We start from the raw sequence: 20,061 nt of genomic DNA on the forward strand, positions 1-20,061 counted from the left end.
CCGCGGGGGCGGTCCGGCGTGCCGGCCTCAGTGGGCGCGGTTGACCGCGGCGAGTACGGCCTTCACCGACGCGGTGAGCACCGAGGTGTCCTGGCCGGCTCCCCACCACAGCGCGTCGCCCACCCGGCACTGCACGTAGGCCACGGCCGGGCTGTCCGGGCCGGTGGCGGTGGCGTGCTCGGTGTAGCCGCGGATGTCCACCTGGATGCCGGCCTGGGCCAGGACCGAGGTGAACGCCGAGAGCGGTCCGTTGCCCAGGCCCTCGTACTCGGCCGGCTCCCCGCCGTCGACGGCGAGCTCGCAGGTCACGCGGTGCTTGTCGACCGCGACCTCCTCCGTGGTCAGGGAGGTGAGGACGGTCCTGCCGCGGATGCCGGGCTCCAGGTACGTGGTGCGGAACTGCTCGAACAGCTGCTGCGGGGAGAACTCGGTACCGGCGGCGTCGGTCGCCTGCTGTACGACGGCGGAGAAGTCGGCACGCATGGCCTGTGGCAGGTCCAGGCCGTGGTGGGCGTGCAGGAGGTGGGCGATGCCGCCCTTGCCGGACTGGCTGTTGACCCGGATGACCGCCTCGTAGGTGCGGCCGACGTCCTTGGGGTCGATGGGCAGGTACGGCACCGCCCAGGGCGCCTGGCCCTCGTCGACGCCGAGCTGCGTGGCCTGCTCGGCGTGGTGCGCCAGCCCCTTGCTGATGGCGTCCTGGTGGGTGCCGGAGAAGGCGGTGTAGACCAGGTCGCCGCCGTAGGGGTGACGCGGGTGGACCGGCAGCTTGATGCACTCGGAGACGGTGTCGCGGACGGTGTCGATGTCCGAGAAGTCGATCATCGGGTCGACGCCCTGGGCGTGCAGGTTCAGGGCCAGCGTCACCAGGTCGACGTTGCCGGTGCGCTCGCCGTTGCCGAAGAGGCAGCCCTCCACGCGCTGCGCGCCGGCCAGCACGGCGAGCTCGGCGCAGGCGACGCCGGTGCCGCGGTCGTTGTGCGGGTGGACGGAGAGGATGACCGAGTCCCTGCGGTCCAGGTTCCGGTGGGCGTACTCGATCTGGTCCGCGTAGACGTTCGGGGTGGCGATCTCCACCGTGGCCGGGAGGTTGTGGACGACCGGCCGGTCGGGGGAGGCGTCCCAGAGCTCGGTGACGCTGTTGCAGATCTCCAGGACGAAGTCCGGCTCGGTGAGGATGAACACCTCGGGGGAGAACTCGAACCGGATGTCGGCACCCGGCCGGGCCGCCGCCAGCCGGTCCATGTGGGTGGCGGCGTCGTGGATGAGGTCGAGCACCTCGGCGCGGCTGCGGTGCAGCACGACGTCACGCCAGGTGGGTGCGGTCGGGGTGTAGAGGTGCACCAGGGTGTGCGGCAGGCCTTCGATGGCCTCGAAGGTACGGTCGATCAGGTCGCGCTTGGCCGGGGTGAAGACCGAGACGGTCACGTCGTCGGGGACCGCACCGCTGGTCGCGAGGTGCCGTACGAAGTCGAAGTCGGTCCGGCTGGCGGACGGGTACGCGACCTCGATCTCCTTGAAGCCCATGGCGACCAGCAGGTCGAACATGCGCCGCTTGCGGACCGTGTCCATGGGCTCGGCCAGGGACTGGTTGCCGTCACGCAGGTCGACCGGGACCCACAGCGGCGCGCGCTCCAGGCGCGCTTCGGGCCACCGGCGGCCGGTGAGCGGCAGGGCGACGCGGTCGTGGGCCGAGCTGTAGCGGTGGCTGGGCATGGCGCTGTGCCGCTGACGGTTCCAGTGCGGGGCGTCGGCGGGCACGGGCCCCGCGGGGGTGCGCAGCGTGGCGAAGTCGCCGGAAGTCATGGGGAACTGCTCCTTCTCCGGGAGTCGGTGGGACGACCAGCTGCACCAGGACCCGCGGCGGGACGCCGGTCCGTCAGAACCCGCCGCGGCAACAAAGGAGTGGGAATGCCCGCCTCAACATGTCCAGCACATTAGGCACGGAGCGGCGGCGCGTACAAAAGGAAAGCCGTTATCCGTCAAGTCGCCGTGGCATGCGGCATTTCGCACCGACGTCCGGCCAGCGACTTCGGATTTCGGCGCCGGGCGCCCTTGCGGCGGCAGGCGCCGCTGTTATGGTGCCGGTCTTGTCAGGCGCTCCCGGAAAACCCGGTGGATGCAGCGCCTTCCCTCGTCCGGGCCGCTGGTGTGCGGCCGTTGTTCTTTGCCCGGATCCGCCGTTCTCCGCCTTGGCTGCGTGCGCGGGGGCAGCGGGCAGAAGGGATTTCCATGAAGAAGGCCCAACTGGCCTTTCTCACCAGTACGCATACGGTCAACGACCTCTATCAGGGCGCGGTTCCCGCGCTTCTTCCGTATCTCATGGCGCAACGCGGATACAGCTACACGGCCATATCCGGTATCGCGCTCGCGGTGACCGGACTTTCCACCGCTTTCCAGCCGTTGTTCGGGCTGCTTTCGGACCGCAAGGCCCGGAGCTGGCTGGTGCCGGCGGGCTTCCTCACGGCAGGGGCCGGGGTCTCCGCCGTGGGCCTCGTCCACGGCTACCTGCTGACCTGGCTGTGCGTGGCCGCCGCCGGGGTGGGGCTCGCCGCCTTCCACCCGCCGGCGACCAGCCAGGCCCGGGTGGCGTGCGGCCGGTCGCAGAAGGGCATGAGCGTGTTCTCCGTGGGCGGCACGTTCGGCGCGTCGCTCGCCCCCGCGCTGGTCACGGTGGTGGTCGGGTCGATGGGTCTGTCCGGCAGTCCGCTGCTGGTCGTGCCGGCCGTGGTGATGGCCGTGCTCTGGGGACTGCGCAGCCTGCGGGCCCGGCGGACGGAGGCGGAGACCGGTGCGGCCGGCGCGCCGGCCGCGGCGACCGGGCTGCGGGACGACTGGCGGTCCTTCGGACGGCTGGTGGCCGTGGTGGTCGGCTGGTCGGTGCCCTACGTGAGCATCACGGCGCTGGTGTCCCTGTACGCCCAGCGGACGCTGCACGCCGGCTCCGGGGCCGGGGCCGCCGTCCTCACCTCGTTCACCGCCGCAGGTGCGGTGGGCACGCTGCTGGGCGGCTGGGTGGCCGACCGGTGGGGCCGGCTGCGGGCCGTACGGACCGGGTACCTGCTCGGCATCGTCGCCCTGGCCGGCGTGGTGTGGTCACCCTCCTTTGAAGTCCTGGCGGTGTCCACGCTGCTCTGCGGGGTCACCATGTTCCTGCCGTTCGCTCCCCAGGTGACGCTGGCCCAGGACTACCTGCCGAACCGGCCGGGCACCGCCAGCGGTCTGACGCTGGGCCTGGCCATGTCGGTGGGCGGGCTGACGTCGCCGCTGTTCGGCGTGCTCGCGGACGCGCAGGGGCTGCGGGCGGTGTTCGCCACCGCACTCGCCGTCTTCGCGGTGGCCGCCCTGCTGGCCTTCCGGCTCCCGGACCGGCGGCCGGCGGCGGAGGGCGCGGGAGGCACGGACGGCACGGACGGCACGGACGCCGTCGCCGAACCGGCCGGCGGGCAGCCGGCCGGGACCCGCGCCTGACGCACGCGCAGGGGCTGTCGTACCGGTCTCCCCGGTACGGCAGCCCCTTCGCGCGTTCCGGCACCGGATCTCCATACGCGCCGAGCGTCATCAGCCGCGGCTCGGCCCTGGGCAGCCGGAGTGCCGGGAGCGGCCGCCCCACCAGCGGCGACAGCGTGCGGGAGGCACGGGTGTCGCCGACCATGACGCGGCCGGGCAGTTGCCGCGCCACGGCGTCCGCCCTCCGGTGGCGGGGGGGCGACGAGCCCGTGTGCCCGCCCCTGTACCGCCGCGCAGTCGCCCGCCGCCCAGATCCGCGGGCCGGCGGTACGGCAGTGCTCGGCGGTACGGCAGTGCTCGTCGGTGCGGCAGTGCTCGTCGGTGCGGGAGCCGCCGCGCGGCCGTACCGTCACGTCCGCCTGCCGGCTCCCGGAAGCCGGGCACCGCGGCGCGCCGGTCCCCGGCCGCGGGCCGGCGGTCACGCTCGGCGCGTGGTGAGGTCATGAGGTTCTCCGTGCGGCGGACAGCACAAGGCCGGGGGTGCGGTGCACCCCCGGCCTTGTGGTCGGGTCAGAAGGCGAGGTCGAGCGCGGCGACGCGGTCGCGGACCCGGCGCGGGTCGTTGTCGGAGAAGACGAAGCAGCGGGTGTTCTTGAGCTTGCCGTCGGTCACGTTGGCGGTGGAGAAGATGACCACCGGGACGCGCTCGCCGCTGTTCAGGAAGTCGGCACGGAAGTCGATGATCGGCGCGTCCTCGCCCCAGCGGCCCAGGAAGTCGTCGACGACCTCCTGGTCGGCGTAGATGTGGCGGATGTGGTGGCCGACGTAGGAGTCGGGCTGCGCGGTCGCGCCGACGATGTCGATGTCCTTCCAGTTGGCGTGCGAGACGGTGCCGTCCTCCTCGATCAGGTGGATGGCGACCGGGCAGTGGTCGTAGTACGCCTGGATCAAGGCCACCGAGTCGGCGGTCACCGGCTGGTACGCCGCGTCCCGCGCGTCGACCTTGCCGATCCACGAGGCCGCGGTGGTCGCGCCCTCACGGGGCTCCGGGGACGGCGAGGGGTGGGTGGTCTCGGGGCGCAGCGCCCAGAAACCGTGGCGCTCGCCGTTCACGTCGCCGAAGCCGACGTTGGCGAAGCCGGTCGGGAACTCCTCGGCGGCGAAGACCACGGCGCGGTTCTCGACGGGGCGCCCGGCCTCGACGAGGGCGGGGTAGTTGGCGATGCCGAGGGCCTCGGGCAGTGCCTGGCCGGCCGCCGCACGCGCGCCGATCAGTTCCCTGGCCGCCTTGTTGGCGATGACGACACGGCCCTGGGCGTCGGTGACGACCATGCCGGGCGAGGACCAGTTGAACAGGTCGAGGAGCTGGTCGTCGGAGGGGTAGGAGAGCTGCGTGGACATGGTTTCTTCCTTCGCTTCGTTACGGGACGTGGCGGGGCAGGCCGCGGTCACAGCGGCTTGCGGCTGTAGTTGAAGATCTGGCCGGTGGGGCCGTTGGGCGGGAACTCGGCGATGGAGACGATCCATTCGGCGACCCGGCGCGCCGACTTCAGCCAGTCGGTGCGGTAGCCCTCGTTGATCGCGTCGAGGATCTCCTCGCGGATCTCCGCGTCGGGCGGGCCGCCCATCGTCATGGGGGTGGCGACCGGTCCGGGCCGCACCTCGTTGGCGACGATCCGGTGCTCGGCCAGGTCCACGGAGCAGGCGCGCATGAGGGTGGTCATGGCGGCCTTGCTGGCCGCGTACGCCCAGCGCTCCGGGGTGTAGCCGTTGGCCAGGCTCGCGCCGACGAAGGTCAGCGAGCCGCTGCCGTTCGCGCGCAGCATGGGCAGCGTCGCCTGCACCAGGTTGAGCGCGGTACGGACGTTGGACTCGTACGCGCCAGCCGGCACCGACCAGGGGACGTCGGCGAGCTGCCGCGGGCCCGGTGAGGCACCCGCGTTCAGCACGACCGCCGACACTCCGTCCGCGGTGACCTCGGCCGCCGAGGCCACGGCGTCACGTACGGATTCCTCGTCGGTCAGGTCGGCCTTGCGGTCCAGGTAGCCCGGGTGTGCCGCCAGGCGGGGATTGCCCCGCCGGGACAGGCCCACGACCTGGTAGCCGCGTTCGAGGAGCCGGGCCGCGACCGCGGCGCCGATGCCGGAGGAGGTGCCGGACACGACGGCCGTGCCGGTGGGTCGGGGGGTCTGCTCCGGCTCAGGCACCCTGGAAGACCGCCGCGTCGATGGCCTTCAGGGACCGCATGGTGTCGATCCGGATGGCGCCGGGCTCGAGGCGCTGTCCGTGCAGCCGCTCGATCTCGATCACCATCGAGACGAACTGCAGGCTGGTCACCAGGGCCGAGTCGATCAGGTCGATGTCGTCGGGCACCTCGACGGGCTCGTCGTGCAGCCCCTGGATCCACTGGCGCAGCTGCTCGCGCTTGGTCTGCTCGCTGACGGCGGTGTCGGTGTTGCTCATGGCTGTTGTCTCCGGGTGTTCAGGCGGTACGGGGAGTGAAGGTGGCGGTGAAGCCGGTGGGCCGGGTGAAGGACTGGCTCTCCAGGCCCTGCCGGTCGTCGGTGATCGTGATGCGGGCGCAGCGCCGTACCAGCCGTTCGAGCAGGAGCATGAACTCCGCCTTGGCCAGCAGGGCACCGGGGCAGGCGTGCGGCCCGGCCGAGAAGGGCAGCGAGGACCGCACCGGACGGCCCGGGCGGAAGGCCTCGGGGTCCGGGAAGATCCGCGGGTCGCGGTTGGCCGCCGCGAGGGAGACCAGGACGGCCGAGTGGCGGGGCACGGTGACGCCGCCGAGCTCCAGGTCCTCCTGCACGAACCGGGCGATCGTCTGCACCGGCGGGTACAGGCGCAGCACCTCTTCGATGAACTGCTCCCGGGCGGTGTCGTCCAGCAGTCCGGCCAGGTCGTCCTGGTGCTGCCCGAGGCAGTAGACGAGGGAGGTGATGAAGGCGCTGCTGGTCTCGGTGCCGGCCAGGAAGAACAGCAGTGCCGTGGCACGTACTTCGCTGTCGGTGAGCGAGATCGCCTTGCGGTCCCGGGTCCGTTCGATGGTGGCGAGCAGGGAGTCGGGGGCCAGGCCCCGGGCCGAGCGCTGCTCGTCGATCAGCTTCAGGAAGCGGGGCAGGCTCTGCCGGGCCGCCTCGGTCTCCACGGTCGGATGGTCCAGGAGCTTCGCCAGCGGACGGGTGAGGGTGTGGAACTCGTCCTCCAGGCTCCGGTCCACGCCCATGATCGCCGAGACGATGCCGTACGGGAGGCGGTGTGCGTAGGTGCCGTAGAAGTCGTCGGTGCGGCACCCCACGACGCTGTCCACCAGGTCGTCGATCAGCCCCGGCATCAGCTCGTCACGCCAGCGCTCGACCTGCCGGGCGGCGAGGATCGGCGCGAGCAGGGCGCGGAACGCCCGGTGTCCGGGGCCGTCGCTGTCGAGCACGTTGGGGCCGAGCACCCGTGAACTGGCCTTGAGCGGATGGTCGGCGACCAGCTCGGGCCGGTTCATGGCCTCCTGGACCACGGCGTTCCCGGTCACCGCGACCACTCCGCTGGCCAGGAAGTGCACGTCCTGGCCGGCCGGGAGGTGCCGGTACCAGCCGGGGCGGGCGAGGAGCTCGGTGGACGGGGACGCGGTCACGGACATGTGGCGCTGCCTCCCGTGCCGATCCCCGCGATCCGCGAGAACAGGCGCATGGCGGCCAGCCACTCGGGGCCGGTGAGTCCGAGCTTGCCGGGCGGTACGTACCCGGCGCTCAGCGTTCCGCGCTCCCCGTCCGGGCCCGTCAGGCGCGCGGTGTACCGGAGTTCGCCCTCCGTGGCCGCGCCGGGACCGGAGCGGTGCGTGATGCCGTCGTACTCCACCGTGACGTGCTCGGCGAAGTTGCGCCGGATCAGTTCGTAGGCCAGGTGGACGCGGCGCTGCGGGTCGCCCTCGTCCGCGTAGCGTTCCAGGAGCGCGTCGGCGGCCTGCAGGACCCGCTCGGTGCGGCGTTTCCCCTGGACGTAGTCGAGGGCGAGCGCCACCTGCTCAGAGCTCGTAGCCATGTGCCCGCGACACCTCCTTCTTGTCGATCTTGGTGTTGTCCAGGAGCGGGAACTCCTCGACGAAGTGGACGCGGCTGGGGACCATGTAGGCGGGCAGCCGTTCACGGAGCCGGTCGGTCACGGTCTGCGGCGTGAGCGCCTCCCCCGCCGGCGCCGTCGTCGCGAAGAGGACCAGGCGCCGCGTGCCGGTGCGGTCCCGCACGGGCACGGCGACCGACTGCCCGCAGCCGGCCGCGCGGGCCGCCGCCTCGACCTCACCGGGCTCGATGCGGTGGCCGGCCAGCTTGAACTGGCCGTCCTTGCGCCCGGAGAAGTGCAGCGTGCCCGTCTCGTCCAGCCACCCGTGGTCGCCGGTGAGGTAGACCCGGCGCCGCTCCCCCGCGATGTCGAGGTCGCGGAACGACTCGGCCGTGCGCTCGGGGGAGTTGAGGTAGCCGAGCGCGAGCCCGGACCCCGTGAGGGCGATCTCGCCCTCCTCCCCGTACGGCACGGGGACCCCGTCGCGCAGCACCATCAGGCCGGAGCCGGGCACCGGCCTGCCGACGGGGATGCCGCCCTCGGCGGTGAGGTCCTTCTCGGTGACCCGGTGGGTGCTGACGTACGCGCAGCTCTCCACCGGACCGTAGATGTTGTGGATCTCGATGCCGGGTTCGGCCGCCATCAGCTTGCCGCAGCTGTCCGGCGAGAGGCGCTCGCCGCCCAGCATGAGGACCTCCAGGCCGGACAGCGAGCCCGGGTCGAGGTCCACGAGCGCGTCGAACAGCGCGGGGGTGAGGAAGAGGTGGGTCGCGCCGCCGTCCTCGATGTAGCTGCGGACGGCCGCCGGCAGCAGCAGGTCGTCGTCGTGGACCAGGAGCGTGCCGCCCCGGATCAGCATCGACCAGACCTCCAGCGTGTACACGTCCCAGGCCACCGCGGCGGCGTTGACCAGGACGGGCGCCGGGCCCCACGGCAGGTCGGAATCGGTGGTGAACAGGCGGGTGGTGGCCCGGTGCGGGGAGAGCACGCCCTTGGGCGCTCCGGTGCTGCCCGAGGTCCAGAAGACGGTGGCGGCGTCCTGCGGGGGGACCCGGGGGAGGTCCGGGGCCGGGCCGTCCTGCCGCGCCGCGCGCAGTTCGGCGAACGTACGGCTCTCCGCCGGCAGGCCGGCCGACCGCTGCGCGCCCTCGTCGTCGGTGAGGACGAGGTCCGCGCCCATGGCCTCGACCAGGGCGGCCGTCCGGGCCTGCGGCCAGCGCACGTCGAGCATGGCGTACGCGGCACCGGTCAGCAGCACGCCGATCAGGTGGGCCGGCAGCCGGGCGCTGCGCCGGGCGAGGACCGGCACGATCCTGCCGGGCCCCACTCCGCGGCGCGACAGCTCGGCCGCGACGTGGCGCGCCTCGCGGACCAGTTCCGCGTAGGTCAGCGCTTCCGTCCGGTCGCGCACCGCGATCCGGTCCGGGTACCGCCCGGCGGTGCGGATCACCTCCTCGTGGATCGTACGGTCGGGCACGGCCGGGCCGTGGGCGATGGAGTTCATCTGCGGTTCCTCCTGGACCTCCGGTCCGCCGGTCAGTCGAACCGCATGGACGACGGCACGATCGACCCGGGGACCAGGTCCAGCCGTGCGGGGGCGGAGAACTCCAGGAGGACCGCGCCGCCCTCGCCGACCCGGGTGGCCGTGTGGCGCTTGCGGGCCGGGATGAAGGCGACGTCACCGGCGTTGAGCTCGTACTCGACGCCCTCGACCTCGAAGACCAGGGTGCCCTCGGTGACCACGACCCACTGCTCGTTGTCGTGCCAGTGCGGCTGCATGTTCAGCTCGCCCGACTCGGGGGCGATCACCTGGAGGCAGGACATCTCCTGTCCGAAGGCCAGCCGGCGCTCCAGCGCGATTCCCTCACCGGGAAGAACCTCGCTCTTCTCCCACTCGATCTTCAACTCGAAGTCACCGTCTTTCGTCTCGTGAATTTCTGTCCGGCTCGGACATGGAACAGGCTGTGGTGAATTCGGCGGACCGGCAATGGGACCTAAGTACGGGTGTTCCGCGCGGCCGTGCGGACCTGATGGAGAACCGGGACACCTGACAGACCGCCGGGTCGCCGCTGGCGCCCGGGCCGTGCACCCGGCACGATCCCGCCCGGGTCGCACCGCGGCGGTACGCACCGCTCCGACCGGCCCTGACTCCCCGCCACTACGCCCGCACGTACCGGAGAGACAGATGATCGTCCGCCTTGCGGAGGCCCCCCGGGACCCGGGGACCGACAGCCTCCCGAACCTCCCCGATCCGTACCGCTGGAGTACGGCGGTCGACCGTGTCGACTCCCTGTCGGCGCGCGAGAGGACCATTCTCGTACTGCTCGGAAACGGTGATTCGAATCGCTCGATCTCGCGTCGCCTCGACATTTCCGAGCGCACGGTGAAATCACATATGAGCCAGATACTCGCGAAACTCGGAGTGGAATCCCGGCTGCAGGCGGGACTGGTCGCGTGCGCCTGGGCGCAGACCTGTCCGGCGGCCCGTCACCCGGAGAGGAGGCCGGCCGGTGTCCGCGCCGCCTGAGCACCGCGCCGGCGCCCCGGCCCCGCTGCGCATCGGACCGTCCGACCCCGCCGTACGCGTCCTCGCCCTGCACCACGCGGGCGGATCGGCCGCGGCGTTCCTGCCGCTGCTGCCCCACCTGCCCGCCGAGTGCGAGCTCGTCCTGCTCGAACTGCCCAACCGCGCGGCCAGGCCGGGACTGTCACCCGACGACTTCGAGGACGCCCTGCGCGGCCTGGCGGCTCAGGCCCATCCGCTGGTGGACCGGCCGACCGTGGTGCTCGGCCACAGTCTGGGCGCGCTGTTCGCGCACTCCGTCACGGCCTCGCTGCCCGCACACCGGCAGCGGCTCGTGCACGCCCTGATCCTCTCCGCCTCCCCGTTCGCCCCGCAGGACGGCATCCCGCCGCACCGGCGCCCCCCGGCCCCCTTCGCGCACCGCACCGAGGCACAGCTCACCGAGGACCTGCGGCTCTTCGGCGGCTCCCCGGACGCGCTCTTCGCCGACCCGGCCCGGCTCGCCGACGCCGTACGGCTGCTCGGGCTCGACATGCACCTCACCGACACCTATCCCGGCGGGCCCGCCGTCCCCGTACCGCACCACCTCTGGCACGGCCTGGAGGACCCCACCCACGTACCCGGCGTACTGAGCCGCAGCGCCGACTCCGCCGCCTCCGTGGGCGCCGGCGCCGAGGTCCGTGCCTTCCCCGGCGGGCACTTCTTCCTCTTCTCGGGTCAGGAACCCGCGGCCGAGCTCGGCCGCATCGCCGCCGCGGCGGCCCGCGCCACGCGCTGACCCGACCGTCCCCTCAACCGCCGGAAGCTGGAGAAACCCGCTGTGAACCGCCTGGCCGACACCTTCCCCGCGCCGCCCGAACACTCCCTCCTCCGTACTCCCGCCGGGCCGCCCGCCTGCGGCCAGCCCTGGTGGAACCCGCAGGCCGGCTCCGCGCTGCCGGTGCACCGCTACATCGGCGACACTCCGCCACCGCCCGAGCCGGAGCACCGCGACTGGCCGTCCCGCACCGTGGAGCGCGCTCCGCTGTGGTGCCCGGTCGATCTGCGCGACGGCAACCAGTCCCTGCCCGAGCCGATGGACCTGCACCGCAAGCGCACCATGTTCGACCTCCTGGTCCGGATGGGCTTCAAGGAGATCGAGGTCGGCTATCCCTCGGCGAGCGCGGTGGAGTTCGACTTCGTACGCGACCTGATCACGCAGCGGCGCGTACCGGACGACGTGACGATCTCCGTCTTCACGCCCGCCAAGCCCGAGCTGATCGACCGCACCTTCGAGGCGATCGAGGGCGCGTCGCGGGTGATGGTGAACCTCTGCCACGCCACCGCCTGCCGGTGGCGGGAGACCGTCTTCGGGATGACGGCGGACGAGGTGGAGCGTCTCGCCCTCGACTCGGCCGCGCACATCGCCCGCCGGGCCGCCGGCCTGACCGGGTCCCGGGTGCGGTTCGAGTACACCCTGGAGACCTTCAACGTGACCGAGCCGGACTTCGCGCTGCGGCTCGCCCTAGGCGTGGCCGGGGTCTGGCAGGCGAGCCCCGGACTCCCGGTCACCCTGAACCTCCCCACCACCGTCGAGGCCGCCTCCCCCAACGTCTTCGCCGACCAGGTCGAGTGGTTCGACCGGCGGCTGCGGGCGGCGGGGCTGCGCGACGCGGTCATCCTGTCCGTCCACCCGCACAACGACCGCGGCACCGCCGTCGCCTCCGCCGAACTCGCGCTGCGCGCCGGCGCCGACCGGGTGGAGGGCACCCTGTTCGGCAACGGGGAGCGCTGCGGCAACGTGTGCCTGGCCACGCTCGGCCTGAACCTGCTGCGGGAGGGGACCGATCCGCAGCTCGACCTCTCCCGGCTGGACGAGATCCGCGCCACGGTGGAGTACTGCAACCGGCTTCCGGTGCACCCGCGCCACCCGTACGCCGGCGACCTGGTCCACACCGCCTTCTCCGGCACCCACCAGGACGCCATCGCCAAGGGCTTCGCGGCCCTGGCCCGGCGCGCCGCCGACACCGGCCGGGAGCCCGGCAGCCTGCCCTGGGACGTGCCGTACCTGCCGGTCGACCCGCGGGACATCGGCCGTACCTACGAGTCCGTGGTCCGCATCAACAGCCAGTCCGGCAAGGGCGGCGTGGCCCACGTGCTGGAACAGCTGCACGGGATCACGGTGCCCGTCGCCCTGCGCCCGGAGCTCGCCCGCCTGGTGCAGGAGGCCGCCGACCGGGACGGCACCGAGCTCACGGCCGACCGGGTGTGGGAGATCTTCGACGCCGCGTACCTGCGGCCCGCGCGGCCGCTGTTCACGCTGCGCGACCACCGGCTGAAGACCGCCCCGTCCGAACACGGTCCTGAAGTCCGTGCCGTGCTGGACCTGGAACGGGCGGACGGCAGCCTGCTCCAGCTGGAGGGCGCCGGTGACGGACCCGCTGCCGCCCTGGTGGACGCGCTCGGCCGGACCGGCCACCGCGGGGAGCTCCGTGCCGTGACCACCCAGCCGGTCCTCCGCGCCGGCGACAGCGCGTACGTGGCCTTCGCCGAACTGGCCGTGGCGGGGCGCGCGTGCCACGGCGCCGGCCTCGCCCCGGACCCCGGCACCGCCGCGCTGCGCGCCGTCCTCACGGCCTTCGGCCGTTCCGCCTGAGCGGCCCGCACGAGCCACCGAGCGACCCGAGCCACCCGAGCCACCCGAGCCATCCGAGAAAGAGGTAGCCACCCGTGCAGCTGTCCACCTGGGGACGACAGATGTCCCGCCCCTCCGGCATCCGCAGTCTCATGGAGGACATCGCCGCCACGGCGGGCTCCTCCGGCTCCACCGGCGCCAACCTCAGCGTGGGCAATCCCTCGCCCCTCCCCGAGGTGCTGGAGACCTGGCAGCGGCTGTCGGCGGCCGCGCTCACCACGGACTTCCCCGCGTCCGGCGGGCACTACGGTCCTTCGCGCGGTACGCACTCCCTGGTGGCCGCCGTCGTGGACTACTTCAACGCCGCGTACGGCTGGTCCATCGGGCCGGAGAACGTCGTGGTGGGCCCCGGCAGCCAGATGCTGTGCTTCGTCGCCACGACCCTGTTCACCGGCCCGTCGGCCGACGGCCACCGGCCCCTGGTGCTGCCCTGCGTTCCCGACTACACCGGCTACCAGGGCCTGAACCTGGTCGGCTCGGCCACCGTCGGCGTCGGCTCCCGCGTCGTGCCGACGGGTGACCGGGCCTTCCGGTACGCCCTGGCCGCCGACGCCCTCCAGCGGGTCCCGGACATGGGCATGATGCTGGTGTCGAGCCCGGGCAACCCCACGGGCCGCAGCCTGACCGCGGCCGAGCTGGACACCCTCATCGGCACGGCCGAGCGGCACGACGCCCTGCTCGTCGTGGACCACGCCTACGGGCGGCCCTTCCCCATGGTGACGGGCGACGCGCTGGAGCCGGTCCACCACCCGCGGGTGATCAACTGCTTCACGCTCTCCAAGGCCGGCATACCGGGCGAGCGCATCGCCTTCGCGATCGGTCCCGCCGACGCGGTCTCGGCCATGGTGTCCTTCATGGCCAACACGGTGCTGCACGCCCCGCAGACCGTGCAGGCGGTCGTGGAACGGGCGCTGACCGGCGGTGAACTCGACGTGCTCACGCAGAAGGTGATCAGCCCGTACTACCGGAACAAGCGCCGGGACGCCGAGGCCCTGCTGCACGGCCTGCTTCCGGACGACGTGCGCTGGCGGCTGCACGAGGGCGACGGCGGGATGTTCTGCTGGCTGTGGATCGACCACGAGTGGTTCGACGACCTGGAGTTCTACCGTCTGCTCAAGCAGGAGGGCGTCTTCATCGTCCCCGGGCGCCACTTCTTCGGCACCGCGGAGACCCCCGGGCTGCCGGGCCACGCCACCCGCTGCTTCCGGCTCAGCCTCAGCGGCGAACTGCCCGAGCTGGAGCGCGGTTTCACGCGGATCGGCGCGCTCCTGAGCCGGCTCCGGGACCGGTCCCGTCGAGCAGATCGCGTACCAGCGAGCCGATGAAGCGGGTGCCGTGCCGGGTGAGGACGGACTCGGGGCGGAACTGGACGGAGGCGAAGGACTGCCCCCGCAGCGCGTACACCTCACCCGTGAGCGGGTCCCGGCTGGCCTCCACCGGCCGGTCGAGACCGGGTACGGCGATCCGGTCGCTGCTGCCGCGTACGGCGTAGGTGTCGTAGAAGCCGACCTGCTCGCGGTCCCCGAAGAGGTCGATGGTGCGCCGGACCCCGCGGCGGGGGGTGTCCCGGCGGACCAGGCCGAGGCCGAGCAGGCTGCCGGTCACCTGATGGCCCAGGCAGACGGCGAGGAAGGGACGGCGGTCGGCGAGGCGCCGGCCGGCCGTGTCGCGCAGCCGGGCGATCTCGGGGCGGCGGACGAGCCGCGGGTCGCCGGGCCCGGCCGCCAGCACCACCAGCTCGTAACCGCTCGCGAGGTACGGCTCGTCCAGGCGCCGCACGGTGGGGTCGAGGCCGAGCGCGGTGAGCTGGTGGACGAGCATCGGGTTGAAGCCGTCCCCGGCGTCGATGACCAGTGTCCGGCGGCCGGTCAGACCGCGGCCGGGCAGGCCGCTCCGGTGTCCGAACCAGAATCCGGCGAGCCCGGCGTTACGGGCCTCCAGCAGCGCTCTGACCTGGGGGTGCGTGGCGAGCCCCGCCGTCGGCGCCGCCTCCTGGGCGGTGGCCGCGCCCAGCCCGTCCTGGGGGTCGAGGACGGCGGAGTCCAGGCACACGGCGCCGTACCGGTCACGTCCGATCAGCGCGGCGAAGCCCCCGTCGGGCCCCGTCTCGCGGAGCACGGCACGGGCGTCGAGGTGGCAGCGCCCCTCGACGGTGTACGCGGTGCCGACGGCCGTCGCCGTCTCCCTGAGCCAGGGGCCGCGTATCCGCACCTCGCCGGCGCAGATCCGGGTCATCGCCATGAGCCCCTCGTCGAGAGCCCGGCGCGCCCGGTCGGCGTCCGCGTCGTCGGTGAGCAGGTCGAGGACCCCGGCAAGGACCGGCCGGCCGGCGGGAGCGTGGTGGGTGCCGCCGGCCGGGTGCAGCACAGCGGTACCGGCGCGCAGGGTGACGTGCCCGGCCGGGCCGGTGCCGACCACGGTGCGGTCGCCGGTGTGCACGAGGTACGCCCAGTAGGCGCCGTGCCCGCCCTCCAGGAGCTGCCGGAAGGCGTCCAGGTACGGGCGGAGGGAGCGGTCACCCGCGGCGCGGATGCCGGCGACGACCTCGTCCGGCGGCAGCGCGGCCTGGGCGGTGACGGTGAGCGCGAGCGGCCCGGCGCCCTCGCGGCCGTCCCCGCCGGCCTCCCGGCACGGCGCCAGGACCAGCGTCTCGTGCCGGGCGGTGTCCTCGCCGCCGTCGTCCGTGGCGTCCGGCAGGGGCAGGGGGAGGGCGGCCAGGGACGGTGCCGTGGTGACGTCGCCCACGAGCGCGTCGACCACGTCGGCGGCCCCGGCTCCGGGCCGGTGCAGCAGGGCGAACGGCGGGGGACTCGGCCCGAGCACCCGCTCCAGGAGTCTGTCCTCCGCCACGCCCGTCTCCTCTCGGTCCGCTCCTCCTGGGCGGGATGTCCAGGTGATCGGACCGAGTATGCCCATGCGGTGCGGGGACGGCGAAGCACGACACGACAGACCGTCAAGTCCCTGCTGCATGCGTCAAGTTCGCGGTCAGCGAGCCCCACGCGCGAGGGGCTGTCGCGTGATCTGGAACAGGAGGTGCGAGACGGGCTCGTCACCCTCCATGACGATCGTCACGCCGAGCTCCACCAGGTCCGTGCCGGTCTCCGCCGCGATGCACCGCAACCGGTCCAGGTCGCCACGGCTGCTGAAGTGCAGCAGTGCCCGGCCGCCGGGGGTGGTCCAGCCCGGTGCCTCCTGGAGGAACCTGCGGTGGGTGGTGTAGCCGGGGTCCACGTAGGCGCGCTCGTGGTCGTGGCGGTAGTGGTAACCGGCCGGAGCGAGGACGTAGTTGGAGCTCCAGAAGATGGTGTCGAACCGCTCGCCGGCCGGGAGGGCGGTGAAGAGGTCGCTGTGCACGGCGCGCACCCGGTCCGCGACGCCGTGCCGGGCGATGTTGAGCTCGGTGTTCCGGACCGCGTCGGCGTTGATGTCGGTGGCCACCACCCGGTCGTGGCCGTGCAGGGCGGCGCACACGGCGATGAGGCCGGTGCCGCAGCCCACCTCCAGGAAGCTGCCGCGCCGCCCGGCGGGGGCCGGCGCCGACCCGGCCGAGAGGCCCAGGAAGTCCAGGCCGACGCGGGTGGAGGGCGAGTGGACGGGCGCGAACACCCCGTCGGCCAGGTCCCATTCGCGCCCCTCCATCCGGAAGACGCGGGGGCGGTCGGCGCGGGTGCGCGACTCGGCACACCGGGCGAGGGAACGCTCGTAGCTTCGTACCTGCTCGGTCTGCTGGATCTGGTCTGCCTGCTTGATCTGCTCTGCCTGCTGAACCTGAAGCACAAGAACCTCGGCGGGAAGAAGGAACGGGAGAACGGAACATCGGCACCGTGGCGCCGTTGCCACACACTGGTGGAGTGCGGCGGTCCCGGTCGAGGCGGTCGCACCACCTCTTCGAGCGCTCCGGCGGTGGCCGGAGCACACCCGCGCCGGGGTCGTCTCCCGTCTCCGTTCCGCCAGTTAAGACACCGTGTTGAGGTCACCGCTCCGGCACTAGCATCTGCCTCACGATGATCGTTTGACCAGCGACCGATGGTACGGATGGTGGGGGAGACCGTGGGTGAGGTACAGGTCCAAGAGCTGTTCGACGGCGCTCTCGAATATCTGGAACTGCTGGCGGCCGAAGCCCATCCCGCCCGCTTCGACGAACCGGTGGACGCCGCCCGCCGGGCCGGCGCCGACCACGACACCCTGGCCGCACTGGACCGGGTCCGCCGGCTGGCCCGGGACATACAGACCAACTTCCAGCGGCGGCAGGAGCGGGACACCCGGCACGCCACGCTGCTGGACGCCGCACGCGAATTCATCCACCCGCACGACTTCGGCGAACTGCTCCGGCTGACCTGCCGCCGGGCCCGCACGCTGTTCAGCCTGGACATGGCCTACATCAGCCTGCACGACCCGGTCACCGGCGTCGGCACGGTGCAGGCCATGGACGGCCACTGCTCGGCGCTCACCCCCGGTTTCACCGTGCCGCGTGGGGCCGGCCTCGGTAACGCCGCGACCGCGACCAACGCTCCTTACTGGACCTCGGACTACCTGAACGACACGACCATCACCCACTCCCCCGAGATCGACAGCACCGTGCGGGCCGAAGGGCTGCGGGCCGTGATCGCCGTCCCGCTGCGCAGCAACGGCACCTATCTCGGCGCTCTCTACGCGGGTCACCGCGCCGTACGGCACTTCACGCCCGAGGAGGTGGCCCAGATGGGCACGCTCGGGGAGATGGCGGCGGCCGCGCTCGACACCATGAAATGGGTGGAGAGCGTCCGGGCCGGCGCCCGGGAGAGCGCGGACGAGGCGCTCGCGGTGGAACGGGAACTGCGGATGGCCCAGCGCCTGGCCCGCGCCCAGTCGGCGCTGCTCGACGAGGTGGCCGACGGCGCGGGGCCGCGGCAGCTGCTGACCACGGTCGCGGAGCTGCTCGACGGCTGGGTACTGCTGGAGGACGCCGACGGGCAGGCCCGCGGCAGCGCCGGCGTGCCGCCGCTGACCCCGCCCGACCCGGCGGCGCTGCGCGCGGTGGCGCTGGAGGCGCACGCCGACCGGCGGGTGGTCCCGTGCGGTGCGGACCACTGGGTGGCCCCGGTCTTCTCGGACCGTACCCAGCTGGGACAGCTGGTGCTGCACCGGACCACGCCCCTGGACGAGGACACGACCCGGCTGGTGTATGCCTGTGCGCGCGTCGTGGCGCTGGTGATGCGGCGGCGCGGCGGGCCGGAGGACCCGGCGGCCCGTGAGGAGCTCCTGGAGGCGCTCCTCACGCCCGGCCCCGGCTCGGCGAACCGGCTGCGGACCCAGGCCCGGGCCGTGGGGCTCGACCTCAGCGAACCGTACGTCGTGCTCGCGGCCCGGCCCACGGACGGCATGACCGACCGGGTGCGGGCCTGGGCCCGCGCGTACGCCCGTGACCGGCACGGTCTCCAGGTCTGCCGCGACGACCACGTGGCCCTGCTGCTGCCCGGCGAGGACGCCGTGGCGGAGGGGCACGCCACCACCGGCCGCGCCGCGACCGCCGGCTGCCCGGTGACCGTGGGCGTCGACGGCCCGCTGACCGGGCCGGAGCCGGTGGCCCCGGCGTACCGGCGTGCGGTACGGGCCCTGGGCGCGCTCGCCACCCTCGGCGCCACCTGCTGTGTGGCGTCCGCCGGGGACCTGGGCTCGCTGACCATGCTGCTCACCGAGGAGCGGGACGTGGACGCCTTTGTCCGCCACACGATCGGTCCGGTCCTGGACTTCGACGCCCAGCGCTCGGCGGACCTCGTCGTCACGCTGGACGCGTACTTCCTGTCCGGCGGCAGCCCGACCCGGGCCGCCGAGCAGCTCTTCATCCACCCCAACACCGTGTCCCGGCGCCTTGAGCGGGTGAGCGAACTGCTCGGTGCCGGCTGGCAGGAGCAGGCCAAGTCCCTGGAGATACAGCTGGCCCTGCGCATCCACCGGATCCGCCAGTCACTGGAGTCCAAGGACGAGCCGGCGCGGCCGGAGGGCCCGGCAGCGCCGGACGCCCTGGACGCCGTGTGACGCACGGCGGATCAGGCGGCCAGGGAGCCGCTCGGCCCGGGGACGGCGGTCATGGGGGCCGTGTCACCGGTGCCGGCGGTCAGTGCCCGGGCGGCCAGGGCCACCGACACCATCGTCATGTGCCGGTGCCACCCCTGGAAGGAGCGGCCGCCGTAGTCGCGGAGCCCCGCCCCGGCGGCCCGCGCCAGCGCGTCGGCGTGCGGTTCGGGCAGCTCGCTCGCCTCGTGCAGCACGTGGGCCGGGGCGGTGACGTCGGTCAGCCACACCTGGTCCGGCCAGGGCCCGGCTCCGGACCACTCGCCGACCAGGGTCAGCGCGCCACGGCCGTCCTGCCGCGTCGCGGCCGGGACGGCGGAGTCGGTGAGGCCGGGCAGCAGCACCCGCAGCGCGGCCACCGAGCCGCGCCCGCCGGGCCGGAGCGCGGTCCTGACGCGGCTGCCCGCCGTGGAGAGCAGCTGGTGGGCCGGGAGCGGGCGGCAGTTGAAGCCCTGCAGCTTGCGGTCGGCGAGCACCACCGGGACCGAGCCGTTGATGCGCAGGAGCGCCGGGACGCGTGCCGCGCCGAGTCCGCGGAGCAGGGTGGGGAGGGCCGCGTGCCGCGCGTCGGAGATCACCGGCCGCAGCCGGGCCGGCTGCCGCGCCACCGTCTCCAGGACCGTGCGCACCGCTCCGTCCTCGGCCGACGCCGGGGGCAGGTAGCCGGTCGGTATCCGGGCGCGTTTCCGCCGGACCGGATCGCTCAGCCAGCTCTCGGGCAGATGCAGGTACCAGTTCACGGGTACTTCGAAGCCGTTGGACACCTGCCAGAGCCCCCACCCGAACTGGGCGTTCACGCTCTGCCCCGCCTCCGGCACGTACCTGCGCTCGACGCCGACCGAGCAGTCCCCGGTCTTGGTGAGGACCAGCGGCCGCGCCACCCAGGCTCTGGGCGGCGCGACGCGTCCGAGGAAGCCGGTCAGCGCCTCCCGCACGGGCTGCCAGTCCCAGCAGGAGCCGGCGACGAAGTGGTGGAACCGCTGTTCCGCCGCCGGGTCGGCGGCGCAGGTGGCGAGGTTGCGGGCGTTCTTGCGGCCGCTCACGCTCAGCATGCCGCGCAGGTACTCCATGGCCGTTCTGCGCTGATCGGCCCGGCGGAGCGAGGCGAACACCTCCGAGCCCAGTTCGGCGATCACAACCTCGTTGTCTTGGGTGACGGTCGGAATCATCGGTACGTCGTCCTCTGCCGTGCGGTCGGTCGGATGCGGTGATCCGACATTCCCGGTGACCGCGATTCCCGGACAAGGGGATCCGCCCACATCGCGCGCGCCCCTGCTGGTGGCACCGCCCGGCCTGCCGG

At 73.2% G+C, this 20,061-nt stretch carries 17 protein-coding genes; 6 read left to right on the top strand and 11 right to left on the bottom strand.

Features of this window, described 5'->3' with window-relative positions; all coding sequences use genetic code 11:
* Positions 1-27 precede the first annotated feature (27 nt).
* Positions 28-1,806 (bottom strand): 2-isopropylmalate synthase, encoded by a 1,779-nt coding sequence (gene leuA, locus AAC944_RS15355; RefSeq protein WP_030617613.1) that lies wholly within the window; start codon positions 1,804-1,806, stop codon positions 28-30.
* Between the two features lie 426 nt (positions 1,807-2,232).
* Between leuA and AAC944_RS15360 the strand changes: the two genes are divergently transcribed.
* Positions 2,233-3,471 carry an MFS transporter gene (locus AAC944_RS15360; protein WP_030617610.1) on the top strand — a complete coding sequence of 413 codons (1,239 nt, stop codon included), beginning with the start codon at positions 2,233-2,235 and terminating at the stop codon, positions 3,469-3,471.
* Between the two features lie 549 nt (positions 3,472-4,020).
* Here the strand turns inward: AAC944_RS15360 and AAC944_RS15365 are convergent.
* Genes AAC944_RS15365 through AAC944_RS15395 form a run of 7 tightly spaced genes read right to left on the bottom strand, consistent with a single transcriptional unit; the run spans position 4,021 to position 9,414 of the window.
* A complete protein-coding gene (locus AAC944_RS15365) occupies positions 4,021-4,851 on the bottom strand; it encodes a PAS domain-containing protein (protein ID WP_030617607.1) in 831 nt (276 codons plus the stop codon).
* Between the two features lie 47 nt (positions 4,852-4,898).
* Complete coding sequence (locus tag AAC944_RS15370; protein WP_051871932.1) at positions 4,899-5,657, bottom strand: SDR family NAD(P)-dependent oxidoreductase; 759 nt, start codon at positions 5,655-5,657, stop codon at positions 4,899-4,901.
* A complete protein-coding gene (locus AAC944_RS15375; RefSeq protein WP_051871931.1) occupies positions 5,650-5,913 on the bottom strand; it encodes a hypothetical protein in 264 nt (87 codons plus the stop codon). Before AAC944_RS15375 ends, AAC944_RS15370 begins: the two co-directional genes overlap by 8 nt.
* 19 nt (positions 5,914-5,932) lie before the next feature.
* Positions 5,933-7,090 (bottom strand): cytochrome P450, encoded by a 1,158-nt coding sequence (locus AAC944_RS15380; protein WP_030617599.1) that lies wholly within the window; start codon positions 7,088-7,090, stop codon positions 5,933-5,935.
* Positions 7,081-7,491, bottom strand: coding sequence for a hypothetical protein (locus AAC944_RS15385; protein ID WP_196943079.1), 411 nt, complete (start codon positions 7,489-7,491; stop codon positions 7,081-7,083). Before AAC944_RS15385 ends, AAC944_RS15380 begins: the two co-directional genes overlap by 10 nt.
* Positions 7,475-9,013, bottom strand: coding sequence for an amino acid adenylation domain-containing protein (locus AAC944_RS15390; protein WP_051871930.1), 1,539 nt, complete (start codon positions 9,011-9,013; stop codon positions 7,475-7,477). The genes AAC944_RS15385 and AAC944_RS15390 overlap by 17 nt, the downstream gene beginning before the upstream one ends.
* 32 nt (positions 9,014-9,045) lie before the next feature.
* A complete protein-coding gene (locus tag AAC944_RS15395; protein ID WP_030617592.1) occupies positions 9,046-9,414 on the bottom strand; it encodes a cupin domain-containing protein in 369 nt (122 codons plus the stop codon).
* A 280-nt stretch (positions 9,415-9,694) separates the two neighbouring features.
* On the opposite strand from AAC944_RS15395, the gene AAC944_RS15400 reads away from it, so the two are divergent.
* The 4 genes from AAC944_RS15400 to AAC944_RS15415 all read left to right on the top strand — a co-directional run bounded on the left by AAC944_RS15400 (position 9,695) and on the right by AAC944_RS15415 (position 14,032).
* Positions 9,695-10,036, top strand: coding sequence for a helix-turn-helix domain-containing protein (locus tag AAC944_RS15400; protein WP_051871929.1), 342 nt, complete (start codon positions 9,695-9,697; stop codon positions 10,034-10,036).
* Positions 10,020-10,811 (top strand): thioesterase II family protein, encoded by a 792-nt coding sequence (locus tag AAC944_RS15405; protein ID WP_030617586.1) that lies wholly within the window; start codon positions 10,020-10,022, stop codon positions 10,809-10,811. Before AAC944_RS15400 ends, AAC944_RS15405 begins: the two co-directional genes overlap by 17 nt.
* A gap of 42 nt (positions 10,812-10,853) precedes the next feature.
* Entirely contained in the window at positions 10,854-12,668 is a 1,815-nt protein-coding gene (locus AAC944_RS15410; protein ID WP_078888671.1) for a 2-isopropylmalate synthase, read from the top strand.
* A gap of 74 nt (positions 12,669-12,742) precedes the next feature.
* Positions 12,743-14,032 carry an aminotransferase class I/II-fold pyridoxal phosphate-dependent enzyme gene (locus AAC944_RS15415; RefSeq protein WP_196943077.1) on the top strand — a complete coding sequence of 430 codons (1,290 nt, stop codon included), beginning with the start codon at positions 12,743-12,745 and terminating at the stop codon, positions 14,030-14,032.
* On the opposite strand, the gene AAC944_RS15420 is transcribed toward AAC944_RS15415, so the two are convergent.
* Both AAC944_RS15420 and AAC944_RS15425 read right to left on the bottom strand, forming a co-directional pair.
* On the bottom strand, positions 13,956-15,557 hold the full coding sequence (locus AAC944_RS15420; protein WP_051871927.1) for an aminodeoxychorismate/anthranilate synthase component II: 1,602 nt from the start codon (positions 15,555-15,557) through the stop codon (positions 13,956-13,958). The two genes, AAC944_RS15415 and AAC944_RS15420, sit on opposite strands and share 77 nt — an antisense overlap.
* Before the next feature lie 135 nt (positions 15,558-15,692).
* Positions 15,693-16,484, bottom strand: a complete 792-nt coding sequence (locus tag AAC944_RS15425) for a methyltransferase domain-containing protein (protein WP_368397200.1) — start codon at positions 16,482-16,484, stop codon at positions 15,693-15,695.
* Positions 16,485-16,757: 273 nt separating this feature from the next.
* Between AAC944_RS15425 and AAC944_RS15430 the strand changes: the two genes are divergently transcribed.
* Positions 16,758-18,725, top strand: coding sequence for a helix-turn-helix domain-containing protein (locus AAC944_RS15430; protein ID WP_196943075.1), 1,968 nt, complete (start codon positions 16,758-16,760; stop codon positions 18,723-18,725).
* Between the two features lie 11 nt (positions 18,726-18,736).
* Here the strand turns inward: AAC944_RS15430 and AAC944_RS15435 are convergent, their stop codons facing one another.
* Positions 18,737-19,930 (bottom strand): IS701 family transposase, encoded by a 1,194-nt coding sequence (locus AAC944_RS15435; RefSeq protein WP_051871925.1) that lies wholly within the window; start codon positions 19,928-19,930, stop codon positions 18,737-18,739.
* Positions 19,931-20,061 lie beyond the last annotated feature (131 nt).

Origin of the sequence: Streptomyces sclerotialus (genome assembly GCF_040907265.1) — a bacterium.
GTDB lineage: Bacteria > Actinomycetota > Actinomycetes > Streptomycetales > Streptomycetaceae > Streptomyces > Streptomyces sclerotialus.